This window comes from Streptomyces sp. NPDC096310 (assembly GCF_044763125.1).
Classification (GTDB): domain Bacteria; phylum Actinomycetota; class Actinomycetes; order Streptomycetales; family Streptomycetaceae; genus Streptomyces.
Map to the genome: position 1 here is coordinate 30,588 of NZ_JBIWFO010000021.1, position 26,546 is coordinate 57,133.

Here is a 26,546-nt window from a genome sequence, read left to right on the forward strand (position 1 = left end):
ATGCGGTCCAAGCCAGAAATGAGCGGTGCGATGCTGTTTCCGCATAGGATGGCTCGCCATGGATCTTGTCAGGGCCTGTCTCGCGTTCGTCCATGTGAGCGAGCGCGGCAGCTTCACGATCGGCGCGGCGGCGGCACGGATGTCCCAGTCGGTCGCCAGCCGCCGGGTCGCCGCGCTGGAGAAGCACCTCGGTGAGGTCCTGCTGGAGAGGAACGGGCGCCGGGTCGCGCTCACGCCGTTCGGCCAGGACGTGCTCCCGGCGGCGCGGCGCCTGCTGCGGGCGGCCGACACGCTGGAGGACGAGGCGGAGACGGCCAAGGGCAGGCGGCTGCGGCTCGCCGTCCCCGACACCTGCTCGACGGGGCGCCTCGCCCGCCTCGTCGCCGGGGGCCGCCGTGACGGCATCCCCCTCGAACTCTGCCTCGCCACCCCGTCACACCGCGCCGAACTCCTCCACTCCCAGGAGGTACGGGCGGCCCTGATCGCCCTGCCGCCCGCCGAGGCGACCTGGCAGGTGCCCCTCGGACTCGCCGGTGCGCGCGACCCGGGGGTGGAGCGCGTCTACGTGGAGACGCTGCGGCCCGGACGGACGGACACCGCCCCGTACCGCCGTATCTGGATCCAGCCCGAGGACGATGTCCCGCACATCCGCGACCCCCTGAAGCGGCTCTGCGACGCGGTCGGGCTGCGGCCCTCGCAGCACGTCATGGCGAGCGGGCTCGCCGCCGGCGCGGCGGAGGCGCTGTGCTCGGACGACCTTCTGCTCTGTTCCCGCGCCGAGGCCGCCGATCTCCGCCTCATCTGGCGGCCCCTCGGGGAGGTCGAACTCGTCCGGGGCTTCACCGTCGTCGCGGGTACGGGCGGGGAGTCCGACCGGATCCGGCAGCGGCTCGGCGAACACATCGGCCGCTGCCTCGACGCACGGACCGGGACCGGAACCGAATCCGGAACGCGAGCCGGAACCGGATCGGGACCGGAAACCGTCACCAGCACCGGAACAGGAACGGGAACGGAGGACGGCGCCCCACGTGAAGCCTGAACGACTGATCGGCGCACTGCGGCGGGAGCTGCACGACGGAGGTCTCACCGCCTCGCTGCTCGTACGGAACCTGCACACGGGCGAGGAGCTGGGCATCGACCCGGACCTGGAGCTCCCCGCCGCCTCCCTGATCAAGGTCCCGCTCGCGCTCGCCACCCTCGACCGTATCCGCCGCGGCGAGCTGGACGGGGCGTCCCCGGTCGAGGTGGTCCCGGGGCGGATGACCGATCCAGGACCCACCGGGCTGAGCCGGTTCCGTCACCCCGCCCGCATCGCCCTCGACGACCTGCTCTACCTCTGCATGGCGGTGAGCGACAACGTGGCGGCCGACGCGCTGTTCGCGCTCACCCCGCCGTCCGACGTGGCGGAGATGCTCGGCGGCCTCGGGCTGCGCGGCATCTTCGTCCGGCACACGATGAACGCGCTCACCGACACCCCCGTCAAGCGCTTCACCGCCGCCGACGTCCACCTGGCCCACGCGCTGGCGATCGAGTCCGGTACGGGCGGCCGCGGGCACCGCGTGCCGCAACTCGACGTCACCCGCGCGAACTCCGGCACGGCCCGCGCCTTCGTCGAACTGCTCCAGCTCCTGTGGACACCGTCGGCCGTCCACCCGGAGGTCGCCGCGCGTCTGCGCACCCTGATGAGCGAGAACCTGATGCGGCAGCGGCTCGCCCCGGACTTCAGCTCGGACGCCTCCGCCTGGTCGTCCAAGACGGGCACCTTCATGAACCTCCGCCACGAGATCGGCGTCGTGGAGCACGCGGACGGCGAGAGCTTCGCCATCGCCGTACTCACCGAGTCCCGCGTCCCCGCCAGCACCCAGCCCGGCGCGGACGCCCTCATGGCACAGGTCGCCCGCAGACTCCGCGACCACCTCCGCCAGCGCTAGACGCCCCGCCCCTCCCTCAGCGCCAGTCGCCGGTCACCCAGGCCACCAGACGGGGCCGGGGCGTCCCGAAGTCGCACGGGACGACCACGGCGGTGTCGACGACCTTGGTGGTGAAGACCCGTTCCAGGGCCTGGTACGACCCGGTGAAGTCTCCGGAGAGGTCGCCGGGCTCGCTGATCGTGTCCGCGGGCACGGGCCCGGGCTCGACCGTCGCCTCGTAGGGCCGGCAGCCCACGCCCTCCAGGGGCTGGCCGAGATACCAGCCGCCGACGAAGACGGCGTACAGGGCTGCGGTGGCGCCCAAGCGGCGCGAGGTTATCCAGGCGGACACGCGTGGAGTGTTCCACGGCACGCGGTCCGGGGAGCGACGCCCCCGGCGTGGAGCGGGGTCCACGCCGGTCCGCTGTGCGGTCTGTCATGCCATCTCCTGACGTCTGTCAGCGGATCCCATGACAGACCGCACTGCCGCGGCGCCCGTACCGCCGGGAGTGTGGAGTCCATGGACGCAGTCATCGAAACCGTCGGACTGAGGCGGAGCTACCAGGGGTTCGACGCCGTACGCGGCATCGACTTCACGGTCGCCCGCGGAGAACTGTTCGCCCTGCTGGGCACCAACGGAGCGGGCAAGACCTCGACACTCGAAATCCTGGAGGGCCAGGCCGCCCCGACCGGCGGGACGGTCCGGGTGCTCGGCCGGGACCCGTACCGCGACCGGGCCGCGACAAGGCCCCGTATCGGGGTGATGCTCCAGGAAGGCGGCTTCCCGTCGGAGCTGACGGCCCTGGAGACCGTACGGATGTGGGCGGGATGCACCACCGGCGCCCGCCCCGCCGAGGAGGCCCTGGAGCTGACCAACCTGAGCGCCCGGCGCTCGGTACGGGTCAAACAGCTCTCCGGCGGTGAACGCCGCCGCCTCGACCTCGCGCTCGCCCTGCTCGGCCGCCCCGAGGTGCTGTTCCTCGACGAGCCGACGACCGGCCTCGACGCGCAGTCCCGCCACGACACCTGGGACCTGATCCGTGAGCTGAAGAGCCAGGGCACGACCGTACTGCTCACCACGCACTACCTGGAGGAGGCGGAACACCTGGCCGACCGGCTGGCGATCATGCACCAGGGGCTGATCGCGACCACCGGACGGGTGGCCGACGTGGTCGCCGAACGGCCGTCCCGGATCAGCTTCCAGCTGCCCCAGGACCGCTTCCTCGGTGAGCTGCCGCCGCTCGCGCCGCTGGGCGTGGTCCGGCACGAGACCGCGGGCAGGACCGTCCACCTGGAGACCCGGGACCTCCAGCGCACCGCCACCGAACTGCTCGTCTGGGCCCAGCGGACCGGGGTCGCGCTGCGCGCCCTGGACGCCCGGTCGGCGTCGCTGGAAGAGGCGTTCATGGAGATCGCGAAGGACCTGGGCAAGGAGAAGACCCGATGACGACGACCACCCCCGCCCGGCCGATGGCCGCCGCGGCGCCCGTACCGCCCGGTCCCGCGGCCCGTATGACCGCCCTCGCCCGCGCGGAGCTGTCCCTGCTGCTGCGCAGCCGGGCGGCCCTGTTCACCGCACTCGTCCTGCCCGTCATCATGCCGCTGTCGGCGCGCGGCCTGGTCAAGGACCTCGATCTGGCCGGCACCGGACTGTCGATCGCGACCGTCCTCGTGCCCGGCACCCTGGCCATGGGCCTCTTCTTCACCATCTACACCAACCTGGTCGGCGTGTACGTCACGCGCCGCGAGAGCCTGGTGCTCAAGCGGCTGCGTACGGGGGAGGTACGCGACGGGGAGATCCTGGCCGGGAGCGCGCTGCCCGCGGTGGTGCTGGCGCTGGTGCAGAGCGTCCTGCTGGCGATCGGTCTGACGGTGGTCCTGGACGCGCCCCTGCCCGAGGCCCCGCACCTGGTGGTCCTCGGTCTGCTGCTCGGTATCGTGCTGCTCGTGGCCGGTGCCGCGCTGACGGCCGCTTTCACCCGGACTGCGGAGAGCGCTCAGTTGACGTTCCTGCCGTTCATGATGGTGAGCATGGCCGGCTCCGGGGTCTTCATGCCGCGCCAGGTGCTGCCCGGCATGGCCGCCGACATCGCCGCCTGGCTGCCGTTCTCGCCCGTCATGGATCTCCTCCAGGGCGGCTGGACCGGCGACCTCGGCGTCCTGGACCAGGGCCGCCCGGTGCTCGCCGCACTGGCCTGGACCTGCGTCGTGGCGTTCGGCGTGCGGCGGTGGTTCCGCTGGAGCCCGCGCCAGTGAGCACGTACGGCACGCGTACGTACGGCATGAGTGCGTACGGCGGAACCAGGACGAGGGAGCGGAGCGGCACCATGACCGTGAACGACTGGGTGGAACGGCTCAGTGAGCCGGACGGCCTCGACCGCTACCGCCGGTACACCCACGTCAGCCTCGCCTACTTCGCTCTCTTCGAAGTCGGCCTGTGGGTGCTGTGGTTGATGCAGACGGACAGCGGCACGCTCACGCTGACGTCCGTCGCCGTCCTGGGCGTGGCGCACGCCGCCGTCCAGATGGCGCTCTCCCGCGCCGCCCTGCGCCACTACATCGGCGCGGGCCGGCGGCCCTACCCGCTGGTCGCGGTGTACACGGCCGTCACGGTGGCCATGGCCGGGTGGGGGTTCGCGCTGCTGGCCACCGGTCGTATCGACGACCAGAGCCTGGCGCCGTACCTGTTCTGGCTGTCGATGCTCTACGCCGGCCCACCCACGCTGGCACTGTCGCGCCGGGCGGCGGCGACGCTGGTCGCGGTGGTCTCGGTGGCCGTCGGGGCGGGCAGCGTGGTGGTGGGGCTCTCCGGAACGGAGCTGGCGCTCGTGATCGGGGGCACCGTGTTCATGGCGCCGATCATGGCCGTGGCGTTCCGGGCCTCCGGCTGGGGCGTCCGGCTGATCGAGGAACTGGCCGCCGCACGGCAGACGCAGGCCCGGCTCGCCGTCGCCGAGGAACGGCTGCGCTTCGGCCGCGACCTGCACGACGTACTGGGCCGCAACCTCGCCGTCGTGGCGCTCAAGAGCGAACTCGCCGCGCAGTTGGCACAGCGCGGCCGCCCCGAGGCGAGGGAGCAGATGCTGGAGGTGCAGCGCATCGCGCAGGACTCCCAGCGGGAGATCCGGTCGGTCGTACGCGGCTACCGCACCGCCGACCTGCACACCGAACTCGCCGGAGCCCGCTCCGTCCTGGAGGCGGCGGGCATCACCTGCCGCATCGAGTACGGGCCGGCGGCCCGCCTGCCCGACCAGGTGCAGGCGGCACTCGGCTGGGTGGTCCGCGAGGGGACGACGAACGTGCTCCGCCACGCGCAGGGCGCGTCCCGCTGCAACATGTCCCTGCGTACGGCGGGCCCGGCGGAGGCCCTGCTGGTGATGGAGAACGACAGCGCCTCCGACCCCCCGTCCGGCACGGGCACCGGCCTGAACGGGCTGAAGGAACGCCTGGCGGCCCTGAACGGCACGCTGACCACCGAACAGCGCCCCGGCGGGATCTTCCGCCTCACCGCGCGCGTCCCCTGGGAGGAAGCCGCATGATCACGGTGCTGCTGGCGGACGACGAACACCTCATCCGGGGCGCCCTCGCCTCCCTCCTCACCCTGGAGGACGACATCACCGTCGTCGCCCAGGCCGGAACCGGCGACGAGGCCCTGGCCCTGGCCAGGACACACCGCCCCGACGTCGCCGTCCTGGACCTCCAGATGCCCGGCCTCGACGGCGTGACGGTCGCGGAGCGCCTGCGCGACACGGTCCCGGCATGCGCCTCGATGATCGTCACCAGCCATGCCCACGCCGGCTCCCTGGAACGGGCGCTGCGCATCGGGGTACGCGGCTTCGTCACCAAAACGGTCTCCGCGCACCACCTGGCGCGGATCATCCGTACGGTCCACACGGGCAGCCGCTACATCGACCAGGAACTCGCGGCCGACGCCATCGCGGCGGGCGAATCCCCCCTCGGCGCGGAGAACCGCCACACCGCGGCGCACATCACCCGCGAACAGGACCGACGCTGACCCACCGCGCCCCTGCTCCTCTCCGGCCTCCGGGAGAGCAAGGCCGACATCCCCGCTTCCGGCGTCACTCCAGGGGGAGTTCGGCCAGCATCACCGCGTACAGCGGAGAGTCCGGAAAGGGCCGGCGTTCTCCGATCTTCCGGAAGCCCCAGGACTCGTACAGCGCCTGCACCCGAGGGTGCCCGATGTCGACGAGGAGAACGGCGAGGTCCTCCTCCCGGCCGCTCAGAAGCGCGCGGGAGAGCAGTTCCGCCACGCCCTTCTTCCGCCACTTCGCAACGACGGCCAACTCCGAGTAGGAGTAGGTCCTGGACCGCACCGGAGCCGGGTCGAGGTACTCACGCCACCACTCCCGCCGGGAAGCCGACGGCGCCCCGTACGCGAAGCCCACGGCCTCGTCACCGTCGTACGCGATGACACAGGAATAGGCCGGGTTACCGCCCCAGTGGTCCACGAACCAGGGGAACTTCTCCTTGAACTCGTCATCCTGGTCGTCGCCCTGGGCCTCGGCGTGCACATCGATGATGGTCTGCCGGATCTCGGGCAGGTCTTCATGGCCGTAGTGGCGGACGTCCAGCTCAGCGGCGTTCACAGTCGCCTCCGTTCAGTTCGGTTCGGCAGCGGTCTCCCCACTCTTGGGCGACGCTCGCGTCCGGCGCAAGGGTGGTCAAGCCCCGGTAGTGGACACCGAAGTTCTGGGGCCCCGGGCCTCACGGGGCCTCCGGAGCTATCGAGAGGGGGCGTCCTCCCGCTGATGGGCTGAAGCCCAGCTCATCGGCGGTACAGCCGAATTCTCGTCGCCTCAGCGAGTGCGAGGCGACCACCCTTGAGTTCGGGCACGGTAGTTGTAGATGGTGTTGCGGGAGACGCCGAGGAGCTTGGCGATCGAGGTGACGGTGTTCTCCGGGCGGGCGAGTAGGTCGCGGGCGTGACGTACCTGCTCCTCGGTCATCGCCGGCGGGCGGCCGAGTCGGGCGCCGCGGGCGCGGGCGGCGTCCAGGCCTTCGTTGGTGCCCTGCACGATGAGTTCGCGGATGAACTCCGCCAGGGCCGCGAACACGTGGAAGACCAGGCGCCCGCCGGGCGTGGTCGTGTCGAGGGCCTCGTGCAGCGAGGTGAAGCCGATCCCACGCTTGCGCAGGCCGGACACGATCGCGATGAGGTCCTGGATGGAACGGCCGAGCCGGTCCAGCGACGGGACGACGAGGGTGTCGCCCTCGCGCAGGTAGTCGAGGGCCTTCCACAGTTCCTCGCGTTCGGCGTTCTTGCCGGACTTCTTGTCGGAGAAGATCCGGATGCAGCCCGCTGTGTTGAGTGCGTGGATGACGCCGTTTCATGGGCATGATCCGGCGCCGATCCGGTCGCGCGCCGCCACTTACCGATCTTGTCATCAATCGGTCGATAGGTGAGCGCCACGCAAACGAGCCGTGTGTTCGCGAACATGCGCGGCGCCTTTCGGTCACCCGTGCGCTTGTGCGACCTTCGGGTTGTCGGCCCCAGTGCTACTGATCCGGAATTGTTTGGGTGAGGAGCCGACCACGCGACGGAATGCGGTGCTGAACGCGCTCTCGGATTTGTAGCCGATCATGAACGCGAGTTCGGAGATCGTTCGCGTGCCGTGGCTCAGGGCGTCGCGGGCGAGGCTCATTCTCCACTGGATCAGATAGTCCAGCGGGGTGGTTCCGACCCGGCCCTTGAAGGATGAGGCGAACGCGGAACGTGACATGTGGCTGATACCGGCAAGCTCTTTGAGTGTCCAGGGGTGTGCTGCGTCGGTGTGCATGGCGCGAAGGGCTGCACCGATACCGTCGTCGTTGAGCGCTCCCAGCCAGCCGGTGGGCTGATCGGCCTGTTCGGCGTGGGCGCGCAGCATGTGGACGAACAGGACCTGTGCGAGGTGGTTCAGGACGAGAGAGCTGCCGGCGGCGGCGGTCCTGGTCTCGGAGACCAGGAGCTCGCTGAGATGTGCCAGGAGCTTGCCTCGGGGATCTGCGGCACGGACAAGCACGAGCAGCGGCAGGACTTGGGTCAGGACTGGGGTGTTCGTGTCCTCGAACGAGAAGTGCCCGCCGCAGAGGTATGTGTCTTCCTCGGCCTCCGGGCCGATGCGTACGACACCGTCCTTGGCGCTCCCCCACACCGGCTTCGCGGGGCGCGATGGTGCGGTGAGTGTGCTGGCCAGGACGTAAGGCGGGGGGTTGCCCAGCAGGTAGAAGTCGCCCTCTTCCAGCAGTACGGGCTTGTGCCCGTCAAGGGTCAGCCAGCATGCGCCGCGCGCGACGACACCAAGCTTGACATGCGAGGACTGATCGAAGCGCAGCGCCCACGGTCCTGCCGCATGAAGACCGGGGTCGATCACGGTGCGAGGGCGCAGAAGACCGATGACGTCGGCGATCGGATCGCTGGAGCCGAGCACTCCCGCCTCCTTTCTGGACGATACGTAAAGAAATAAGGACTACACATGATGCACCGTACCGGGGTGTTCCTGAAGTATGGCTCGAAGCAGGTCAACACAGAGAGCTATGGAGACACTCGCATGGGACAGCTTGAGGGCAGGACAGCAGTGGTCACCGGCGGCAGCACCGGAATCGGTCTGGCCACCGCCGCACGTCTGGCAGACGAGGGCGCGCACGTGTTCATCACAGGCCGGCGCAAGACCGAGTTGGACGCCGCCATCGAGACCATCGGAGCATCGAGGGCCACCGCGGTGGCCGGCGACATCTCCGAGGCAGCCGACCTGGACCGGCTCTACGACGCGGTCCGGGCCCGGGGACAGGGACTGGACGTGCTCGTCGCGAACGCGGCGGTCGGTGCGTTCGTCACGCTGGAGCAGACCACCGAAGACCACTTCGACCAGACCTTCGGAGTCAACGTCCGGGGCACTGTGTTCACCGTGCAGAAGGCGCTCCCGCTGCTCAATGACGGCGCCTCGGTCATCCTGACCTCCTCCACAGCCGCCGACAACGGCATGGAGGCGTTCGGTGCGTACGCGGCGTCCAAGGCCGCCGTCCGGTCATTCGCGCGGACATGGTCCAACGAACTCAAAGGCCGGGGCATCAGGGTCAACGCGGTGTCGCCGGGCGGGGTGGAAACTCCCGGACTCGCCAACATTTTCGGCGGCGAGGAGACACTGTCCGCTGTTAAGGAGAATGTCGCCGCGACCGTGGCCAAGGGCCGCATAGGGCGTCCTGAGGAGGTCGCCGCCGTCGTGGCGTTCCTCGCTTCCGGACAGAGCAGCTACATCGTCGGCGCGAACATCTACGTCGACGGCGGGCAGAACCAGATCTGAGAACTTGATTCGATCCTTGCTGATCGGTGAGAAACGCCAAGCCTCTGAGCTGCTTCTTCTTCGTTCTTCACGCTCTTGACGCGCGGCGGCGGGTGCTGGGAGGCAGGAAGGAAGGGGGGACGGACGGAGTCGGGCGGGGCGGTGGCGGGGGCCTGCCCGAGGTGATCTGTGAGGAACGGTGGTCGCCAATGGCTCCGAGATGATGCGCTGGTGCCGGATCAGTCGGTCGTCCACGCGTCTGATCCGCAGTTCGACGGGAAGCCGTGGCTGACCGCATTTTCGCGCGAGCACCTGGCTGAGCTGGTCGAACAGTGCAAACGGCGCCCGTTCGTAGACGCCGAGCTGGTGGCCCGTGTCACCGGCACCGCGTCGGTGGCGGGACTGGACCGCCCTTACGCGTCCGCACCTTCCTCGGCCGGCTCCTCATCGCCCGCTGTACGAGGGCTGGGCACCGTGACCGCGGTGAGGTTGAGGCGGGTGGCCATATCCACCGAACCCCACGCACCAGGCCGTCCCCGGCATCCTGGAGTTCACCCAGGCTGCCATCGCAGCGGCCGGCTTCCAGGTCGACACGGAACTGTGGCAGCCCGGCCCGAAGGCGGGGGCGAACTGCCAGCACGTCCCGAACTGCGGAGACGCGGACTGTGACGTGGACGGCCAATCCGGCCCGAACTGACCGGCCTGACCCCTATGGTGCCGGTATGAGTCCATCTGAGAGCCGTATGGCCGCGGTCCGTAAGTGCCAGCTCGTCTGGCGCACCATCAGAAGCCAGCGGGCGGGACGGCGGAAGTGCCTCGGCCCCGGGCCCACGGTGATGGTCACCAACACCGGACCCGTCACCATCCCGTGCATGCGCTGCGGCGCCGGCTCGTAGCGCCACACCGAACGGGGGCCCGGCCGTGCGTGGCCGGGCCCTATAGCCCCGGCCGGCCGTCCTCCCCCGGAGACGCCGGTCGGGGCTTCCTCGCGTTCCGGGGCGAAGCCTCCCGGCAGCGGGAAGCTTCCGGGCGCGAGGAGGGCGGCCGAGGCGTGATCGTTAGCACTTCGATTGAGCATCGGTGGAGCGGGCGTCCGAAATGAACCCGAACAAAAGTCAGCCCCAGATCGGAGAATCCTCCTGACCTGGGGCTGAGGTGGTAGGCCGTGTGGGACTCGAACCCACAACCAACGGATTAAAAGTCCGCTGCTCTGCCAATTGAGCTAACGGCCCTCGACGCAACACACACGAGCATAGCCCGCCCGGGGGCGTGCGCCGATCGGGTATCCCCCTGGGGATGTCGCGTGGCGCCCGGAGGGTGGCCTCGGGGGAGAAGGCCGGCAACGCACCAGGGCCCGTGCCGGCCACCCTGAGGGTGGGGCGCGGGCCCTGGTGGGCTGTCAGGTGCGGGGGCGGTCAGCCGTTGCGCTTCCAGCGGGGCTTGTCGTCGCGGCGGCCGAAGGAGCCGGTGCCGGTGCCCGTCGTGCCGCCCCGGTGGTCGTCGCGACGGGTGGCCGGGCGGTCGTGGCCGCCGGAGCGGAAGCCGCCGGAGGGGCGGTCGTCGCGGCGGTCGCGGTTGAACGGGCGGTCGCTGCCGCCCCGGTGGTCCCGGCGCTCGAAGGGACGGGCGCCACGGTCGTCACGGCGGTCGCCGCCGCGGTCGTCACGGCGGTCCGCGCCACGGTCACGGTTGAAGCCGCCCCGCTGCTCGCCGCCGCGCTCGCGGTTGAAGCCGCCGCGGTCGTCACGACGGTCGTCGCGGCGCTGGAAGCCACCACGGTCGCCGCCCCGGTCGTCCCTGCGGTCGTCGCGGCGGAAGCCGCCGCCCGCCGGGCGGTCGTCACGGCGCTGGAAGCCACCGCGGTCACCACGGTCGCCGCCGCGGTCGTCGCGCGGCGTGTAGCCCCGCGCGCCGCCCCGGCCGCTGCGCTCGCCCCGGTCGTCCCGGCGGCCGAAGTTGCCGCGGTCGTCGCGCGGCGCCGCCTGCTGCGGTACGGAGGCTGCCTTGGCGGCCTCCTCGACCGCGCGCTCGGCCTCGGCCGTCACCGCGGCGACCGCGGCCTCAGGGTCCTCGCCCCGCTCGCGCGCGGCGCGGGCGACCAGCCGGCCGGCCTCCTCGCGCAGCTCGGTGGCGCGGCGCTGGGCGCGCTCCAACTGCTTGGTCAGGTCGGCGGCCTCGCGCTCGGCCTGCTTGGCCGCGTTGTTCGCGGAGTCCGCCTGGACCTCGGTGAGCGAACGGGCGCCGGTGATCTCGGCGACCTCCGGGTCGAACGCGCCGGCGCCGCCGACCATGTGGCGCGAGGCGTCGACGCCCGCGTCCTCCATCAGCCGGAAGATCTGCCGGCGCTGGTGCGGCAGCGCCAGCGAGACGACGACACCGGACTTGCCGGCGCGCGCCGTACGGCCCGAGCGGTGCAGGTAGTCCTTGTGGTCCCCGGCCGGGTCCACGTTGAGCACCAGGTCGATGCCGTCCACGTGGATACCGCGGGCGGCGACGTCGGTGGCGACGAGCGCGTTGACGTGACCGTCCTTGAAGTCGGCCAGCGTCCGCGTCCGCGCGCCCTGCGTCATACCGCCGTGCAGCGCGTCGGCCTTCACGCCCGAGTCGCGGAGCTGTTCGGCGATCCGGTCCGCGCCGAGCTGCGTCCGTACGAAGATGATCGTGCGGCCCTTGCGGGCGGCGATCGCCGCGGTGACGGGGGCCTTGTCCTTGGGCTTCACGACGAGCACGTGGTGCGTCATCGTCGTGACGTTGCCCTGGGCGCTGTCGACCTCGTGGCTGACCGGGTCGGTCAGGTAGCGCTTGACCAGCGAGCTGATCTCGTTCTCCATCGTGGCGGAGAAGAGCATGCGCTGGCCGCCGGCCGGCACCAGGTCGAGCAGTTCGGTGACCTCGGGCATGAAGCCCAGGTCCGACATCTGGTCGGCCTCGTCGAGGATCGCGATCTGGATCTGGTCGAGCGAGCACGCGCGGCGGTTGATCAGGTCGCGCAGCCGGCCCGGGGTGGCGACGAGGATGTCGACGCCGCGCTCCAGGGCGTAGATCTGGTTGCTCATCGACGTACCGCCGCAGACGACCTTCATCTTCAGGCCGAGCACGTCGCCGTACGGCTGGAGCGCGTCCGCGACCTGCATCGCCAGCTCGCGGGTCGGGGTGAGGATGACGCCGCGGGGCTTCTTCTTCTCGGTGTGGCCGCCCGCCAGCGTGGCGAGCAGCGGCAGACCGAAGGAGAGCGTCTTGCCGGAGCCGGTACGGCCGCGGCCCAGGATGTCCTTGCCGGCCAGGGCGTCCGGGATGGTCGCGGCCTGGATCGGGAAGGGGGCGGTGACGCCGTTCTGCGTGAGCTTGCGGACGATGCCGTCGGGCAGGCCCAGGTCGCCGAAGGTGAGGCCGGGGGCGGCCTTTGACGTCTCGTCGGTCTCGTCGGCCGTGTCGGTCGTGGTGACCGTGTCGGTCACGCCGGCCTCGGACGCCTCGGGCGTCTCGGGGGATTCAGCGGCCTCGGGGGCCTTGGTTGCCTCCACCGTCTCAGCGGCCTCGGGCGCCTCGGTGATCTCCGCCACATCGGCGGTCACCATGGCCTCTACGGCCTCGGCGTTCTCGGGCATGACGGTGTGGTCAGTACTGGAAATGGACATGCGAAATGCGAAACCTTCCGGAGTCTCGGCACGCGCCCAAACTCCGTGAGATTCGCAAATCGACCGCCTCAATGCGGTCAGCCACGGCAAGGGAGAGTACGCGCCACGCGGCGCTCTTCTGTGTCGGCGCCGGGCAATGATCAAACGATCTACTACCATACGCACCTACCCCCCGCTGAGGCAAACCGGCCCCCCGCTCCTACGGCGGGAAGGCGCGGAAAGAGACGCGCGTCACGCCGGTCCCGGCCGCGCGGACGCCGACGGCTCCTTCATCATCCCCGCCCCGTCCGCCAGCGCCATCGCGCCCATCCGCATCTCCGCCGCGGGCGACGCGGACGGCGGCTCCTGCGGCTTCGTCGGCTCCGGCTCGGGGTCCGGGTCCACCGGCGGGGGCGTCTGCGGGGGCTGCTGGACCGGCGGCGGAGCCGAGCGGGTGGGCTCCCTGGTCGGTACGGGCTCGCTGCCCGGCCCGGTCGGCTTCCCGTTCCCCGGCTGCGGCCGGGCGCCCGTGGACGGCCTGGGCGACGGCGCGTCCGAGGAACCGGCCGCCGGCGAGGCCCCCTTGCCCGGCTCCGCCGCCGCGCCCCCGTCCCCGGCGCCGCCCTTGCCGTCGGGCCCCGCGTCGCCGTCCACCCCGGCGTGCGCCGTGCCGCCGGCGCTCTTCTCCGTATGGCCCGGCCAGGCGTCGGAACCGCCGACCCCGGCCGCGGCCCCCGTACCGCCGTCGGGTTCCGCGGCGGCGCCGGTACGGTCCGCCGGGCGCGAGGGGGCCGGGCTCCCCGCGTCGTCGCCGACGCTCATACAGCCCGCGGAGGTCAGGGCCGCCACGGATGTGACGATCCAGACGGCGAGACGGCCTGGGGCGGACAACTGGCGCACGAGCGGCACCTCCGGGGCGTGGCGACGGGGCTCCCGCCGCCGGCGGGGACGGATCGTCCTGCCCAACTCCCTTTTCGCCGCCGGGGACACGCCCGGGGCGTACCGAGGCGCCGACGATCTTGCCGGGGGCCGGATCTGCCGGACAATGGCCCTGTGCTGGAGATGACACGCGAGACCTTCGAAGAACTGGTGAGCCAGGCCCTCGATCAGATCCCCCCGGAGCTGACCAGGGTCATGGACAACGTCGCCGTCTTCGTCGAGGACGAGCCGGACCCCTCCGACCCCGAACTCCTCGGGCTGTACGAGGGGACGCCGCTCACCGACCGGGGCGAGTGGTACGCCGGTGTCCTGCCCGACCGCATCTCCATCTACATGGGCCCGACCCTGCGGTACTGCGAGAGCCCGGAGGACGTCGTCCACGAGGTGTCCGTGACCGTCGTCCACGAGATCGCCCACCATTTCGGCATCGACGACGACCGGCTGCACGAACTCGGCTGGGGCTGACGACACACCAGCGGCCGGGCGGCGCCCCGACGACAGCCCGACAACACCCCCGGCACCCGCCCGCGTACGCCCCCGACCGCCCCCACCGCCCCGGCCTCCTCACCCGTACGGGCCCGCCCCCGCCCCGTACGCCGACTACTCCTCTTGGCGGCGGCCAGGCATGGCGGACGACCGCTCCGGGCATACGCGCCCAATGGCCCGTGATGTCCCGCGCTTCCCCTTCCGTGCCCTCCGCACCCGGCTCACCGCCGTCATGGGTCATCTCCGCGCCCGCCGCACCGCCCCCACCAGCGCCCTCGTCCAGGTCCACCCCCCGCACCCGGTCACCCGCGCGCTCGGTCTGACCGCCGTCGTCCTGCTCGGCGCCTGGCTCGGGCTGCTGATCGTCGGGAGCGTACGGACGCCGGTCGGCCCGATGGACACCCGGATGACGCTGCGCCCCTCCCTCGCCGGCGGCACGAAGATCAATGTCTCGCCGCTGGGCGCGCTGGAGCTGGGCACGCACACCGGTCCCGTACGGCTGGACGTGGACGTCGACCAGCTCGACCCGGTCCGCTCCACCGCCCTCGTGGAGCACCCGGAACGGCTCTCCGGGCTCCAGAGCGAGATCAGCCGCGACGTCAAGTCCGGCACCACGGAGCTGGCCGTACGCTCCGTCGTCGCCGTCGTGTCCGGGGCGACCGCCCTCGGGCTGGCCGTCTACCGCCGCCCGCGCCGCGCTCTCGCCGCCGGTGGCCTCGCGTTCTCGCTGCTGGGCGCCTCCGCCGTCGGCGCGTACGCCACCTGGAACCCCCAGTCGGTGCTGGAGCCGAAGTTCTCCGGGCTGCTCTCGTCCGCGCCCCAGGTCGTCGGCAACGCCCGCTCGATCGTCAGCGACTTCGACGTCTACCAGAAGGAGCTGGCGCGGCTGGTCACCAATGTGACCAAGCTGTACGACGCCACCTCCACGCTCCCCACCTTCCAGCCCGACCCGGCCACCCTCCGCGTCCTGCACGTCTCGGACATCCATCTCAACCCGGCGGCCTGGCACATCATCGGCTCGCTCGTGGAGCAGTACGGGATCGACGTCATCGTCGACTCGGGCGACACGATGGACCACGGCGCCTCCGCCGAGAACACCTTCCTCGACCCGATCGCCGACCTCGGCGTCCCCTATGTCTGGGTTCGCGGCAACCATGACTCGGACGTCACCCAGGAGTATCTGGAGCGCATGCGGAACGTGCACGTCCTGGACGACGGCCGGGCCGTGAGCGTCGGCGGGATCCGGATCGCGGGCACGGGCGACCCGCAGTTCACCCCGGACCGCTCCAGGAAGGCCGCCGGCGACCCGGCCGAACGCATGGCGGGCATCCAGCTCGCGTCGGCCCTGCGCGACCAGGAGCGGGCCGGCACGCCGGTGGACGTCGCGGTCACGCACGACCCGCTGGCCGCCCGGCAGACGGACGGGGTGGTACCGCTCGTCCTGGCGGGCCATGTGCACCAGCGCAAGACCGAGGTGATGCCGTACGGCACCCGGCTGAAGATCGAGGGGTCGACGGGCGGCGGCGGGCTGCGCGCGCTCCAGAACCAGAAGCCGGAGAAGGTCCGCGCCTCCGTGCTCTACCTGGACCGGACGACCAAGCGGCTCCAGGCGTGGGACGAGATCACGCTGGGCGGTCTCGGGCTGACGACGGCGGAGGTCAGCCGTCATCTCCCGGAGGAGGCGGGCAGACCCGGTGCCGAGCCGGGTACGGAACCCGGCTCGGCACCCGGTACGGATCCTTCCGGCACCGCGTCCACCGCCTCCCCCTCGGCCCCGGCCTCCGGCTCCTCCTCGGGGCCGTCGCCGGCGCTTCCCGAACCCGAGCCCTGACCGGCCGGGGGAGGACCTGGCGGGACCGCTTCCCGGGGCCCGTAAACCGTTTTGGCGATAGCTCCTCGCATCGCATATGCTGCGGACGTCCCCGACGCGCTGCAAAGCGCCCAGGCGGGCCCTTAGCCCTCATCGTCTAGTGGCCCAGGACGCCGCCCTTTCAAGGCGGTAGCACGGGTTCGAATCCCGTTGGGGGCACGCAACACTGTGTGCGAGACTAGTGCTCGCACATTGCTTGGTCCTGTGGAGCAGTTTGGAGTGCTCGCCACCCTGTCAAGGTGGAGGCCGCGGGTTCAAATCCCGTCAGGACCGCTTGCAGCCGCGAGGCTGCGTGGCTGGGTAGCTCAGTTGGTACGAGCGATCGCCTGAAAAGCGATAGGTCGCCGGTTCGATCCCGGCCCCAGCCACCACCGCCCGCAAGGGCACGAACCCCCGCCCGGGAGATCCGGCGGGGGTTCTCGCGTCTCTCGTACGGTTGTCTCATACGGTCGTCTCGTACTGTCGTACGGTGCCGCCACTGCGGCCCCCGCGCGCCCGCGACGAATTCGTTCGCCTCCCCGTCGGCCCGGGTGAGATCCTGGTTTCGGTATGTCTACTTCCTTCGCCGACCTCCAGACCCTGCTGGCCGACGTCCCGCTGCGCGACGCGCAGCGGCTCGGCCGCCGTCTCGAAGGCGCACGGCGCATCCATAAGCCCGAAGCGCGACAGGCCGTGCTCGACGACATCGCAGGTCAGGCCGGGAAGGCCGCCGAGCGGACCCGGCTGCGCGCGGGGCGGGTGCCCGGCGTCTCGTACCCCGAGCAGTTGCCCGTCAGCCAGAAGAAGGACACGATCCTGGAGGCGATACGCGACCACCAGGTCGTGATCGTCGCCGGGGAGACCGGGTCGGGCAAGACGACCCAGATCCCCAAGATCTGTCTGGAGCTGGGCCGTGGCGTCCGCGGCATGATCGGGCACACCCAGCCGCGCCGGATCGCCGCCCGTACGGTCGCGGAGCGCGTCGCCGAGGAACTGGACACCCCGCTGGGCGAGGCGGTCGGCTGGAAGGTCCGCTTCACCGACCAGGTCAACCAGGACGCGACCTTCGTCAAACTGATGACGGACGGCATCCTGCTCGCGGAGATCCAGACGGACCGCGAACTGCTCGCGTACGACACGCTCATCATCGACGAGGCCCACGAGCGCAGCCTCAACATCGACTTCCTGCTCGGCTATCTCGCCCAGCTCCTGCCCAGACGCCCCGACCTCAAGGTCGTCATCACCTCCGCGACCATCGACCCGGAACGTTTCTCCCGGCACTTCGGGGACGCGCCCATCGTCGAGGTCTCGGGCCGTACGTACCCGGTCGAGGTCCGCTACCGCCCGCTCCTGGAGGACGACAGCTCGGAGCGCGACCGCGACCAGATCACCGCGATCGCCGACGCCGTGGAGGAGCTTCAGCACGAGGAGCCCGGCGACGTCCTGGTCTTCCTCTCCGGCGAGCGGGAGATCCGCGACACCGCCGAGGCGCTCCAGAAGCTCCCGCACCGCGACACCGAGGTCCTCCCCCTCTACGCCCGGCTCTCGCACGCCGAGCAGAACCGGGTGTTCCAGCGCCACAGCGGCCGCCGGATCGTCCTCGCGACGAATGTCGCCGAGACCTCGCTGACCGTCCCCGGGATCAAGTACGTGATCGACCCGGGCAACGCCCGGATCTCCCGCTACAGCCACCGCACCAAGGTCCAGCGGCTGCCGATCGAGAAGATCTCCCAGGCCAGCGCCAACCAGCGCAAGGGCCGCTGCGGCCGTACCTCGGACGGGGTCTGTATCCGGCTCTACTCCGAGGAGGACTTCGAGTCCCGCCCGGAGTTCACGGACGCGGAGATCCTGCGGACGAACCTGGCGTCCGTCATCCTCCAGATGACCGCGGCCGGCCTCGGTGACATCGAGAAGTTCCCCTTCATCGATCCGCCGGACCACCGCAACATCCGCGACGGTGTGCAACTCCTCCAGGAGCTGGGCGCCTTCGACATGGGCGAGAAGGGGCCCGCCAAGCGGCTCACCCCGCTCGGCCGCAAGCTCTCGCAGCTCCCCGTGGACCCGCGGCTCGCCCGGATGGTCATCGAGGCGGACCGCAACGGCTGCGTACGGGAGGTGATGGTGATCGCCGCCGCGCTCTCCATCCAGGACCCGCGCGAGCGCCCCTCGGAGAAGCAGGCGCAGGCCGACCAGCAGCACGCCCGCTTCAAGGACGAGACCTCCGACTTCCTCGCCTTCCTGAACCTCTGGCGGTACGTACGGGAGCAGCAGAAGGCGCTCTCCTCCTCCGCGTTCCGCCGGATGTGCAAGTCGGAGTACCTGAACTTCCTGCGGATCCGTGAGTGGCAGGACATCTACTCCCAGCTCCGTACGGTCGCCCGGCAGATGGGCATCCACCTCAACGAGGAGGACGCGGCGGAGCAGTCCGTCCATGTCTCCCTCCTCGCGGGCCTGCTGTCGCACATCGGTATGAAGGACGTGAAGGAGAAGGACACCCCGAAGAAGGACGGCGGGAGGGACGGCAAGGACGGCGCGCGGAAGGACGGCGGCAGGAACGAGTATCTAGGAGCCCGCAGCGCGAAGTTCGCGGTCTTCCCCGGCTCGGCCCTCTTCAAGAAGCCGCCGCGCTTCATCATGTCCGCCGAGCTGGTGGAGACCTCCCGGCTCTGGGCCCGCGTCAACGCGCGGATCGAGCCCGAGTGGATCGAACCGCTGGCCGGCCATCTCCTCAAGCGGACGTACAGCGAGCCGCACTGGGAGAAGGACGCGGCGGCCGTCATGGCGTACGAGAAGGTCACGCTGTACGGGGTTCCGATCGTCGCCCGGCGCAAGGTGAATTTCGGCCGGATCGACACCGAGGCGTCGCGGGAGCTGTTCATCCGCCACGCGCTGGTCGAGGGCGACTGGCGTACGCACCACCAGTTCTTCCATGACAATCGCAAACTGCTCGGCGAGGTCGAGGAGTTGGAGCACCGTGCCCGGCGCCGCGACATCCTCGTGGACGACGAGACGCTGTACGACTTCTACGACCGGCGGGTGCCGGAGGACGTGGTCTCCGGGGCGCACTTCGACTCCTGGTGGAAGGCGAAGCGGCGCGAGGAGCCGGAGCTGCTCGACTTCGAGCGCTCGATGCTCATCAACGAGAAGGCCGGCTCGGTCACCAAGGACGACTACCCGGACTCCTGGCGCCAGGGGCCGCTCAAGTTCCGGGTGACGTACCAGTTCGAGCCGGGCACGGACGCGGACGGCGTCACCGTCCACGTCCCCCTCCAGGTCCTCAACCAGGTCACCGCCGAGGGCTTCGACTGGCAGATCCCCGGGCTGCGCGAGGAGGTGGTCGTGGAGCTGATCCGGTCACTGCCCAAGCCCGTACGCCGTCACTACGTGCCCGCACCGAACTACGCCGCGGCCTTCCTGGACCGCGCCGTGCCGCTCCAGGAGCCGCTGCCGGTCACGCTGGCGCGCGAACTCCAGCGGATGGTCGGGGTGCCGGTCACGGCCGAGGACTTCGACCTGAGCCGGATCCCGGACCATCTGAAGATCACGTTCCGGATCGTCGACGAGCGGCGCCGCAAGGTCGCCGAGGCGAAGGACCTGGAGACGCTGCGGCTCCAGCTCCGCCCCAAGGCCCGCCAGGCCCTCTCCCAGGCCGCCGCGGCCACCGCGGAGCGGGCGGGCGGCGGGACGATCGAGCGCACCGGTCTGACGGAGTGGACGATCGGCACGCTGGTACGGATCTTCGAGACGCGGCGGGCGGGCCAGCCGGTGAAGGCGTACCCGGCCCTGGTCGACGAGGGCGCGACCGTGGCCGTACGGCTCTTCGACACGGAGGCCGAGCAGCAGCGGGCGATGTGGGCCGGCACCCGGCGGCTGATCATGCTGAACATCCCGGTCAGCCCGGCGAAGTTCGCCTCCGACAAGCTCACCAACCAGCAGAAGCTGGCGCTGTCCCGCAATCCGCACGGATCGGTGCAGGCGCTCTTCGAGGACTGCGCGACGGCCGCCGCGGACAAGCTGATCGCGGACCACGGGGGCCCGGCGTGGGACGAGGAGTCGTTCCGCAAGCTGTTCGACACGGTGCGCGCCGACCTCGTCGACGCGACGGTACGGACGGTCGGCCAGGTCCAGCAGATCCTGGCCGCCTGGCAGGCCTGTGAGCGCCGCCTGAAGGCCACGAACAGTCTGGTGCTGGTCAAGAACGTCCAGGACGTCAGGGACCAGCTCGCGGCCCTCGTACCGGCCGGCTTCGTCACCCGCACCGGGCTGCGCAGGCTGGCGGACCTGATGCGCTACCTGGTGGCGGTGGACCGCAGGCTCCAGCAGATGCCCACGGCCGTCCAGCGCGACACGACGCGCATGGAGAAGGTCCACGAGATGCAGGACGAGTACGCGTGGCTGCTCGAACAGCTTCCGCGGGGGCGGCCGGTGCCGCGCGAGGTCCTGGACATCCGCTGGATGATCGAGGAGCTGCGGGTGAGCTACTTCGCGCACGCGCTGGGCACGGCACAGCCGGTCTCGGACAAGCGGATCGTGAAGGCGATCGACGCGGCGGCCCCGTGACGCGGGGGCCTCGCTCATCCAGTTCGACCGCACCCTCCGAGCTGCTGTAGAGTCTCGTTTCGCAGCCGCCACTACGGGGCCGCGAAACCTGGTCCTGTGGAGCAGTTTGGAGTGCTCGCCACCCTGTCAAGGTGGAGGCCGCGGGTTCAAATCCCGTCAGGACCGCAGTTGAAGAAGGCCCGCATCCGGAAACGGACGCGGGCCTTCTCGCGTACGTACGCGAGGCCGCCTCGCCCCCGGACGCGGGCCTTCTCGCTGTACATGGCCCCCCGGTGCCCGGACGTCCGACTCCATTGCATACGGCAAGGCCCGTCGACGCGGCGGTAACGCCGCAGTAATGGCGTGCCCAAATCCGCCGGGCCCGGGGCGATGCGCCTTGACGGGGTTCGCGGCCCGGGGGTACCTAAACAGGAGGCCCCTTGTCCGTCGCATCCCGGGGCCGCACCGGGGGTGGTGTGCGTGACCGCATCGACAGCGAGGCCGGCCGACCGGGCCAGGCCCACCAGGCAGACGAAACACGAGACGGGTGCGCTGCTGCGCGCCCATCTGGCAGCCGCTTCGGGGCGCCCGCACGCCACCGGGTACTGCCCGGTCTGCCACCGTCTCCAGCGGCTCGTGAACGAGTCCGCGGCGGCGCTCGACCCGGCCCTCCGGGGCGCCGGGTTTCTCGTGGAGAAGTTACCGGCGGACCAACCCCCTCGCGCGAGCTGACGTTTGACTGCCGTTCAGCCACCGGCCGACGGCCCGTCCCGCCTCGTTCCGCGTCGCCCCGCGTGGCGGTGTGCGTATCCCGGAGGCGCCGACCATGATCTGACACGTACCCGGCGAGCGGCTCACACCCCGTCGGCCGAGCAGAGAGGTGTGACGGGAGTCACGTGAGAACTTCCTGCACAGAGCAGGACTTACACCCTTCCTACAGGACACCAATTTAATATGTGCAATTGCACTCCTCCTCGGAGCCCTCACCCACCCGTTCCCCGCCCTCCCCGGAACCACTCGTTCCACACGGTCCGCGCACAGAAAAATCGCGCCGGACTCGGCGGAGTCCGGCGCGATCGACGACTTACCCGTCTTGCGTGGGCATGGGACCTGTTGGGGCAGGTGCCCGTCGTGTGGAGCCATGAGTCGGGACGACCGGATATGGGGGACCCGGCTGTGCCCTGGTCGGTTTGAGCCCTAAATGAGCCTTACTGGGGTGTTCAGGCCTCGCTGCGCTGCTGCGGAATACCCGCAAGCAGTGCGCGGACCTCTGCCTCGCGATACCGGCGATGCCCACCGAGCGTGCGGATGGACGTGAGCTTGCCGGCCTTTGCCCAGCGTGTGACCGTCTTCGGGTCCACACGGAACATCGTGGCAACCTCAGCCGGGGTCAGCAGCGGCTCGGCATCAGGGGTGCGAGCGGTCATGAGCGGCCTCCTCGGGAGAACCGAACCATCTCGGTTCTTTCCTCTAAATTCTGCACCTTGACCCGCGTTGCCCGAAATGGCGGACGCGGGCCGAGTCGGTTATAGGACGAACGGCTTGTCCTCGGCACTACAACTACACCATCCGTCCAGCCACGTAGGCCAAACCGATGGAATTGCCCTCTGAGGTGTTCATCAGCGGCGGAAGCCGATGGACCATGCCATAGCGGACAGTCACGTCACAGATACGATCAGTCACAGAATGATCAGGAGTCACTGGCCCCCCTACATAGAGTGCAATGCCGAGCATTCCGCCCACACTTGGACGGATGGAGCCCTCCCCGGACTCCTTGTCCTATTTTGGCACGAGGAGGGGTGATGGGCGCAAGAGCCCCGTTAGTGCGGTCCGTCACCCTTGAGGGCAAAGGCCCGGATCGGGACCTCTGCCCCGATGCCCGTTTCAAGGTCCGGTCAAGTCCGTTCAACGGTCTTCCCATGACCGTGGCGACCGTTCGGGCGGCTCAGCTCGCGTGCCGCCGTTCCCGTACCGCGCGCCAGCGCTCCATGAGCCGGCCGTACGCCGTTCCCGCCGCCTCGCCGTCGCCGTCCCTGAGCGCCGCGACCGCCGCCGCCACGTCGGCGGCCGAGCGGTCGTCGGCCAACTGCTCCCGGGAGATCACATGGACGAGGCCGCCGTAGTCCAGTTCGACCAGTGAACGCGGGTGGAACTCCTCCAGCCACCGCCCCACCTCGATCAGGCCCTCGACCATCGGACCGTCGTCCAGCGTCTCCCGCAGCGTCTTCAACGCGCGCGCCAGCCGCCGCCTCGCCTGCACCATCGGGGTCCGGTAGCGCAGTACGGGCGCCCCCTCGCCGCCCTCCTCGCCCGCGGGGCCCTCCTTCTCGTACAGCCGCTCCTCGTCGGAGAAGAGCGCGAACCAGCCCGGCGGGACCTGCCAGAGCGCCGTCCTGATCCACGGCCGCGCGTCCGGATTCCGCTCCCGCCAGTGCTCGTAGTCCGAGGTGGCCTGAAATCGCACCACCGGGGGCAGCACCGCGTCCAGCAGGGGCGCGGGCAGCGTCTCCGTCAGCTCCTCCAGCGCCAACCAGCCGCGCAGCCGCGTCCGCCAGGGACAGACGCACACCACACCGTCGACCTCGGTGACGAACGCGTCCCCGCTCTCGTGCACCGGAACCGGCACCGGAGGGGTGGGCAGGAGGTCCGCGAGGGAGCGCCGCAACTCGTCCTGGGCGCAGGGGACACGGTCCCGCTTGGCGTAACGCGCCCAGTGGCTCCTCTCCGGTTCGGGAAAGGCCCCCAGCGGCTCGTACACCCGCAGGTAGGACGCGTAAGGGACAGGGACAGAAGACACCGCCGGCATGGGCCGCATCGTCCCATGCCCGTCACCCCCGAGGGGGTGATCCTCAGCACTGCGGCTGATCCACGCCTGTCGAGGACTTACCCTCTTGCTTGCCCGACCGGTCGCTCCACCACCCATCGGAGGGGCCGGCCAACGCCGTTTCTTACTGGGGAGTCACCACCGTGACCGATGTTTCCGGCGCGCACACCGACGTACTGCACACCCTCTTCCGCTCGGAGCAGGGCGGCCATGAGCAGGTCGTGCTCTGCCAGGACCGCGCCAGCGGCCTCAAGGCCGTCATCGCGATCCACTCGACCGCCCTGGGCCCGGCCCTCGGCGGCACCCGCTTCCATCCGTACGCGTCCGAGGAGGAGGCCGTCGCCGACGCGCTGAACCTCTCCCGGGGCATGTCCTACAAGAACGCCCTCGCCGGACTCGACCACGGCGGCGGCAAGGCCGTGATCATCGGGGACCCCGAGCAGATCAAGACGGAGGCGCTGCTGCTGGCCTACGGCCGGTTCGTGGCCTCGCTCGGCGGCCGGTACGTCACCGCCTGCGACGTCGGTACGTACGTGGCGGACATGGACGTCGTGGCCCGCACCTGTGCCTGGACCACCGGGCGCTCCCCCGAGAACGGCGGCGCCGGCGACTCGTCCGTGCTCACCGCCTTCGGGGTCTTCCAGGGCATGCGGGCGAGCGCCCAGCACCGGTGGGGCGACCCCTCGCTGCGCGGGCGCACGGTCGGGATCGCGGGCGTCGGGAAGGTGGGGCACCACCTGGTGGAACATCTGCTCCAGGACGGCGCCGAGGTCGTGATCACGGATGTACGGGAGGCATCCGTACGGCGGGTGACGGACACACACCCGCAGGTCACCGCCGTGGCCGACACGGAGGCCCTGATCCGCACCGAGGGCCTGGACATCTACGCCCCGTGCGCGCTCGGTGGCGCGCTGGACGACGCCTCCGTGGCCGCGCTCACCGCGACGGTGGTCTGCGGGGCGGCCAACAACCAGCTCGCCCACCCGGGCGTCGAGAAGGACCTCGCCGACCGGAGAATCCTGTACGCGCCCGACTACGTGGTGAACTCGGGCGGGGTCATCCAGGTCGCGGACGAGCTGCACGGATTCGACTTCGAGCGGTGCCGCGCGAAGGCAGCGAAGATCTTCGACACGACTCTTTCGATCTTCGCACGTGCGAAGGAGGACGGGGTTCCGCCGGCTGCGGCGGCCGACCGGATCGCCGAGCACAGGATGGCCGAAGCACGTCGTTGGTGAGGGTCGCCCGATCACCCCTGAATGTTCAGGGGTGATCGATCCGGTCCGGGGAGCGGGCGGCGGCGGACGGGGAGACCAGACTCACGCGGGTCGGCGGGTCGCCACTCCAGAAGAGGTTGAAATCGCTGCTGACCAGCGAGGACGGGGCGTCTCGCCGACCCCGCACCGGGGCGCGTCATGCGGGCGGCGTACCGTATGGCCCCGGAAGCAGGTACCGTTGAAGCCCTACGGACGGGCCTCTCCGCGGAGAGCTCGTTCGGATTCATGAACGCGTGTCAAGACTCTGGGGCCGTCGAGCCCCGTCACCGAGGGGGTCGAGCCATGGGGCGCGGCCGGGCCAAGGCCAAGCAGACGAAGGTCGCCCGCCAGCTGAAGTACAACAGCGGCGGGACAGACCTGTCGCGTCTGGCCAACGAGCTGGGCGCATCGCCTTCAAGTCAACCGCCGAACGGCGAGCCGTTCGAGGACGACGAAGAGGAAGATGACCCGTACGCACAGTACGCGGACCGCTACAACGCGGACCCGTACAAGGACGACAAGGACGAGGACGACGAGTCCGGGCCCTCGGCGCGGCGCCGCGGCGCTTGACGTCCGTACATCCCGAGCGTCAGCTCGTCATCAGCATCCGGCCCGGTCCGGGGCCCGCGGCCCTGGACCGGGTTCTGTGCTGTCACCCGGGACTGTCACCGAGTGAGTACGGTCACCGGGTCCGTGCTGTCCGCGTCCCTCCCGTGCCGGCCGGGTGACCCCCGGATCCGGCACGGGCCGGCGCGTCAGCCCGCGTAGTCGCCGGTCAGCGCCGCTCCGGTGGAGTGGTCCGCCCGCTCGGTGATCTCTCCGGCGATCCAGGCGTCCACCCCGCGGTCCGCGAGCGTGGTGAGCGCGGCGTCGGCCGACTCCGCCGGGACGACGGCCATCATGCCGACGCCCATGTTCAGCGTCTTCTCCAGCTCCAGGCGCTCCACCCGGCCCGCCGTGCCGATCACGTCGAAGACCGCGCCGGGTGTCCACGTCGAGCGGTCCACCGTGGCGTGCAGCCCGTCCGGGATCACCCGGGCGAGGTTGGCCGCCAGGCCGCCGCCGGTGATGTGGCTGAACGCGTGCACCTCGGTCGTCCTGGTGAGGGCCAGGCAGTCCAGCGAGTAGATCTTGGTGGGCTCCAGCAGCTCCTCGCCGAGCGTCCGGCCGAACTCGGGGACCTCGCGCTCCAGCGACCAGCCGGCCCGGTCGAAGACCACGTGGCGGACGAGCGAGTACCCGTTCGAGTGAAGTCCGGAGGACGCCATCGCGATGACCGCGTCCCCCGTACGGATACGATCCGCGCCGAGCAGCCGGTCCGCCTCGACCACGCCCGTACCGGCGCCGGCGACGTCGAAGTCGTCCTCGCCGAGAAGTCCGGGGTGCTCGGCGGTCTCGCCGCCGACCAGGGCGCAGCCGGCCAGCACACAGCCTTCGGCGATGCCCTTGACGATGGCGGCGACCCGCTCGGGGTGGACCTTGCCGACACAGATGTAGTCGGTCATGAACAGCGGCTCGGCGCCGCAGACGACGAGGTCGTCGACGACCATGCCGACGAGGTCGCGGCCGATCGTGTCGTACACGCCCATCTTGCGGGCGAGGTCGACCTTCGTGCCGACGCCGTCGGTGGCGGAGGCGAGGAGCGGGCGTTCGTAGCGCTTGAGGGCGGAGGCGTCGAAGAGGCCGGCGAAGCCGCCGAGGCCGCCGAGGACCTCGGGGCGCCGGGTCTTCCTCACCCACTCCTTCATCAGCTCGACCGCGCGGTCACCGGCTTCGATGTCGACGCCCGCGGCGGCATAGCTGGCACCAGTAGTCGTTTCGGACATGGCTGGGTACTTTCCTGTCG

General features: G+C 70.6%; 23 protein-coding genes, 5 tRNA genes and 1 pseudogene. 18 read left to right on the plus strand and 11 right to left on the minus strand.

Annotated elements, in window-relative coordinates; all coding sequences use genetic code 11:
- Positions 1-58 precede the first annotated feature (58 nt).
- Together ACIQ7D_RS29215 and ACIQ7D_RS29220 are read left to right on the plus strand one after the other, a co-directional pair.
- Positions 59-1,039 carry a LysR family transcriptional regulator gene (locus tag ACIQ7D_RS29215; RefSeq protein WP_403942566.1) on the plus strand — a complete coding sequence of 327 codons (981 nt, stop codon included), beginning with the start codon at positions 59-61 and terminating at the stop codon, positions 1,037-1,039.
- Complete coding sequence (locus tag ACIQ7D_RS29220; protein ID WP_403942568.1) at positions 1,029-1,931, plus strand: serine hydrolase; 903 nt, start codon at positions 1,029-1,031, stop codon at positions 1,929-1,931. The genes ACIQ7D_RS29215 and ACIQ7D_RS29220 overlap by 11 nt, the downstream gene beginning before the upstream one ends.
- Before the next feature lie 16 nt (positions 1,932-1,947).
- Here the strand turns inward: ACIQ7D_RS29220 and ACIQ7D_RS29225 are convergent, their stop codons facing one another.
- A complete protein-coding gene (locus tag ACIQ7D_RS29225; RefSeq protein WP_403942571.1) occupies positions 1,948-2,262 on the minus strand; it encodes a hypothetical protein in 315 nt (104 codons plus the stop codon).
- Between the two features lie 168 nt (positions 2,263-2,430).
- Here ACIQ7D_RS29225 and ACIQ7D_RS29230 point away from each other — a divergent pair, with 168 nt between their 5' ends.
- The 4 genes and pseudogenes from ACIQ7D_RS29230 to ACIQ7D_RS29245 form a co-directional block, all read left to right on the plus strand.
- On the plus strand, positions 2,431-3,357 hold the full coding sequence (locus ACIQ7D_RS29230) for an ABC transporter ATP-binding protein (protein WP_403942573.1): 927 nt from the start codon (positions 2,431-2,433) through the stop codon (positions 3,355-3,357).
- Complete coding sequence (locus ACIQ7D_RS29235; RefSeq protein ID WP_403942575.1) at positions 3,354-4,166, plus strand: ABC transporter permease; 813 nt, start codon at positions 3,354-3,356, stop codon at positions 4,164-4,166. The genes ACIQ7D_RS29230 and ACIQ7D_RS29235 overlap by 4 nt, the downstream gene beginning before the upstream one ends.
- A 71-nt stretch (positions 4,167-4,237) precedes the next feature.
- Positions 4,238-5,449 carry a sensor histidine kinase gene (locus ACIQ7D_RS29240; protein WP_403942578.1) on the plus strand — a complete coding sequence of 404 codons (1,212 nt, stop codon included), beginning with the start codon at positions 4,238-4,240 and terminating at the stop codon, positions 5,447-5,449.
- Positions 5,446-5,874 (plus strand): annotated as a pseudogene (locus ACIQ7D_RS29245) (response regulator); the annotation flags it as partial. The gene ACIQ7D_RS29240 and the pseudogene ACIQ7D_RS29245, both read left to right, overlap by 4 nt.
- Before the next feature lie 115 nt (positions 5,875-5,989).
- On the opposite strand, the gene ACIQ7D_RS29250 reads toward ACIQ7D_RS29245, so the two are convergent.
- The 3 genes from ACIQ7D_RS29250 to ACIQ7D_RS29260 form a co-directional block, all read right to left on the minus strand.
- Positions 5,990-6,517, minus strand: coding sequence for a GNAT family N-acetyltransferase (locus tag ACIQ7D_RS29250; RefSeq protein ID WP_403942580.1), 528 nt, complete (start codon positions 6,515-6,517; stop codon positions 5,990-5,992).
- Between the two features lie 210 nt (positions 6,518-6,727).
- The gene (locus ACIQ7D_RS29255) at positions 6,728-7,249 is read right to left on the minus strand and encodes a recombinase family protein (protein WP_403942759.1); all 522 of its coding nucleotides are present in this window, start codon (positions 7,247-7,249) and stop codon (positions 6,728-6,730) included.
- A gap of 135 nt (positions 7,250-7,384) precedes the next feature.
- The gene (locus tag ACIQ7D_RS29260) at positions 7,385-8,341 is read right to left on the minus strand and encodes an AraC family transcriptional regulator (protein ID WP_403942582.1); all 957 of its coding nucleotides are present in this window, start codon (positions 8,339-8,341) and stop codon (positions 7,385-7,387) included.
- A gap of 120 nt (positions 8,342-8,461) precedes the next feature.
- Between ACIQ7D_RS29260 and ACIQ7D_RS29265 the strand changes: the two genes are divergently transcribed.
- Together ACIQ7D_RS29265 and ACIQ7D_RS29270 are read left to right on the plus strand one after the other, a co-directional pair.
- Positions 8,462-9,214 carry an SDR family NAD(P)-dependent oxidoreductase gene (locus ACIQ7D_RS29265; protein ID WP_403942584.1) on the plus strand — a complete coding sequence of 251 codons (753 nt, stop codon included), beginning with the start codon at positions 8,462-8,464 and terminating at the stop codon, positions 9,212-9,214.
- Positions 9,215-9,915: 701 nt separating this feature from the next.
- Entirely contained in the window at positions 9,916-10,089 is a 174-nt protein-coding gene (locus ACIQ7D_RS29270) for a hypothetical protein (RefSeq protein WP_403942587.1), read from the plus strand.
- Between the two features lie 260 nt (positions 10,090-10,349).
- Here the strand turns inward: ACIQ7D_RS29270 and ACIQ7D_RS29275 are convergent.
- The 3 genes from ACIQ7D_RS29275 to ACIQ7D_RS29285 form a co-directional block, all read right to left on the minus strand.
- A tRNA-Lys gene (locus tag ACIQ7D_RS29275) sits at positions 10,350-10,425 on the minus strand.
- A gap of 183 nt (positions 10,426-10,608) precedes the next feature.
- Entirely contained in the window at positions 10,609-12,831 is a 2,223-nt protein-coding gene (locus tag ACIQ7D_RS29280; protein WP_403942589.1) for a DEAD/DEAH box helicase, read from the minus strand.
- A gap of 231 nt (positions 12,832-13,062) precedes the next feature.
- Positions 13,063-13,710, minus strand: a complete 648-nt coding sequence (locus tag ACIQ7D_RS29285; RefSeq protein ID WP_403942591.1) for a hypothetical protein — start codon at positions 13,708-13,710, stop codon at positions 13,063-13,065.
- Between the two features lie 153 nt (positions 13,711-13,863).
- Between ACIQ7D_RS29285 and ACIQ7D_RS29290 the strand changes: the two genes are divergently transcribed.
- The 8 genes from ACIQ7D_RS29290 (at position 13,864) to ACIQ7D_RS29325 (ending at position 21,355) form a co-directional block, all read left to right on the plus strand.
- A complete protein-coding gene (locus ACIQ7D_RS29290; protein ID WP_329827578.1) occupies positions 13,864-14,214 on the plus strand; it encodes a metallopeptidase family protein in 351 nt (116 codons plus the stop codon).
- A 193-nt stretch (positions 14,215-14,407) separates the two neighbouring features.
- Positions 14,408-16,066 (plus strand): metallophosphoesterase, encoded by a 1,659-nt coding sequence (locus ACIQ7D_RS29295; protein ID WP_403942593.1) that lies wholly within the window; start codon positions 14,408-14,410, stop codon positions 16,064-16,066.
- Positions 16,067-16,191: 125 nt separating this feature from the next.
- Positions 16,192-16,264: transfer RNA gene (locus ACIQ7D_RS29300), tRNA-Glu, on the plus strand.
- A 39-nt stretch (positions 16,265-16,303) separates the two neighbouring features.
- Positions 16,304-16,378 (plus strand) — tRNA-Asp (locus tag ACIQ7D_RS29305).
- Positions 16,379-16,399: 21 nt separating this feature from the next.
- Positions 16,400-16,476 (plus strand) — tRNA-Phe (locus tag ACIQ7D_RS29310).
- A 178-nt stretch (positions 16,477-16,654) separates the two neighbouring features.
- The gene (hrpA, locus tag ACIQ7D_RS29315) at positions 16,655-20,644 is read left to right on the plus strand and encodes an ATP-dependent RNA helicase HrpA (protein WP_403942595.1); all 3,990 of its coding nucleotides are present in this window, start codon (positions 16,655-16,657) and stop codon (positions 20,642-20,644) included.
- Positions 20,645-20,734: 90 nt separating this feature from the next.
- Positions 20,735-20,809 (plus strand) — tRNA-Asp (locus ACIQ7D_RS29320).
- A 294-nt stretch (positions 20,810-21,103) separates the two neighbouring features.
- Positions 21,104-21,355 (plus strand): DUF6274 family protein, encoded by a 252-nt coding sequence (locus ACIQ7D_RS29325; protein ID WP_403942597.1) that lies wholly within the window; start codon positions 21,104-21,106, stop codon positions 21,353-21,355.
- 488 nt (positions 21,356-21,843) lie between these two features.
- On the opposite strand, the gene bldC is transcribed toward ACIQ7D_RS29325, so the two are convergent.
- On the minus strand, positions 21,844-22,050 hold the full coding sequence (gene bldC, locus ACIQ7D_RS29330; RefSeq protein ID WP_003949541.1) for a developmental transcriptional regulator BldC: 207 nt from the start codon (positions 22,048-22,050) through the stop codon (positions 21,844-21,846).
- A 518-nt stretch (positions 22,051-22,568) separates the two neighbouring features.
- Positions 22,569-23,429: a hypothetical protein gene (locus ACIQ7D_RS29335; protein WP_403942600.1), complete on the minus strand. Its 861-nt coding sequence runs from the start codon at positions 23,427-23,429 to the stop codon at positions 22,569-22,571.
- 161 nt (positions 23,430-23,590) lie between these two features.
- Here ACIQ7D_RS29335 and ACIQ7D_RS29340 point away from each other — a divergent pair, with 161 nt between their 5' ends.
- Positions 23,591-24,682, plus strand: coding sequence for a Leu/Phe/Val dehydrogenase (locus tag ACIQ7D_RS29340; protein ID WP_403942602.1), 1,092 nt, complete (start codon positions 23,591-23,593; stop codon positions 24,680-24,682).
- A gap of 25 nt (positions 24,683-24,707) precedes the next feature.
- On the opposite strand, the gene ACIQ7D_RS29345 is transcribed toward ACIQ7D_RS29340, so the two are convergent.
- Complete coding sequence (locus ACIQ7D_RS29345) at positions 24,708-24,848, minus strand: hypothetical protein (RefSeq protein WP_403942605.1); 141 nt, start codon at positions 24,846-24,848, stop codon at positions 24,708-24,710.
- 155 nt (positions 24,849-25,003) lie between these two features.
- On the opposite strand from ACIQ7D_RS29345, the gene ACIQ7D_RS29350 reads away from it, so the two are divergent.
- Positions 25,004-25,270, plus strand: a complete 267-nt coding sequence (locus ACIQ7D_RS29350; protein WP_403942607.1) for a DUF3073 domain-containing protein — start codon at positions 25,004-25,006, stop codon at positions 25,268-25,270.
- A 185-nt stretch (positions 25,271-25,455) separates the two neighbouring features.
- Here ACIQ7D_RS29350 and purM read toward each other — a convergent pair whose 3' ends face one another.
- The gene (gene purM / locus ACIQ7D_RS29355) at positions 25,456-26,526 is read right to left on the minus strand and encodes a phosphoribosylformylglycinamidine cyclo-ligase (RefSeq protein ID WP_403942610.1); all 1,071 of its coding nucleotides are present in this window, start codon (positions 26,524-26,526) and stop codon (positions 25,456-25,458) included.
- Positions 26,527-26,546: the final 20 nt, after the last annotated feature.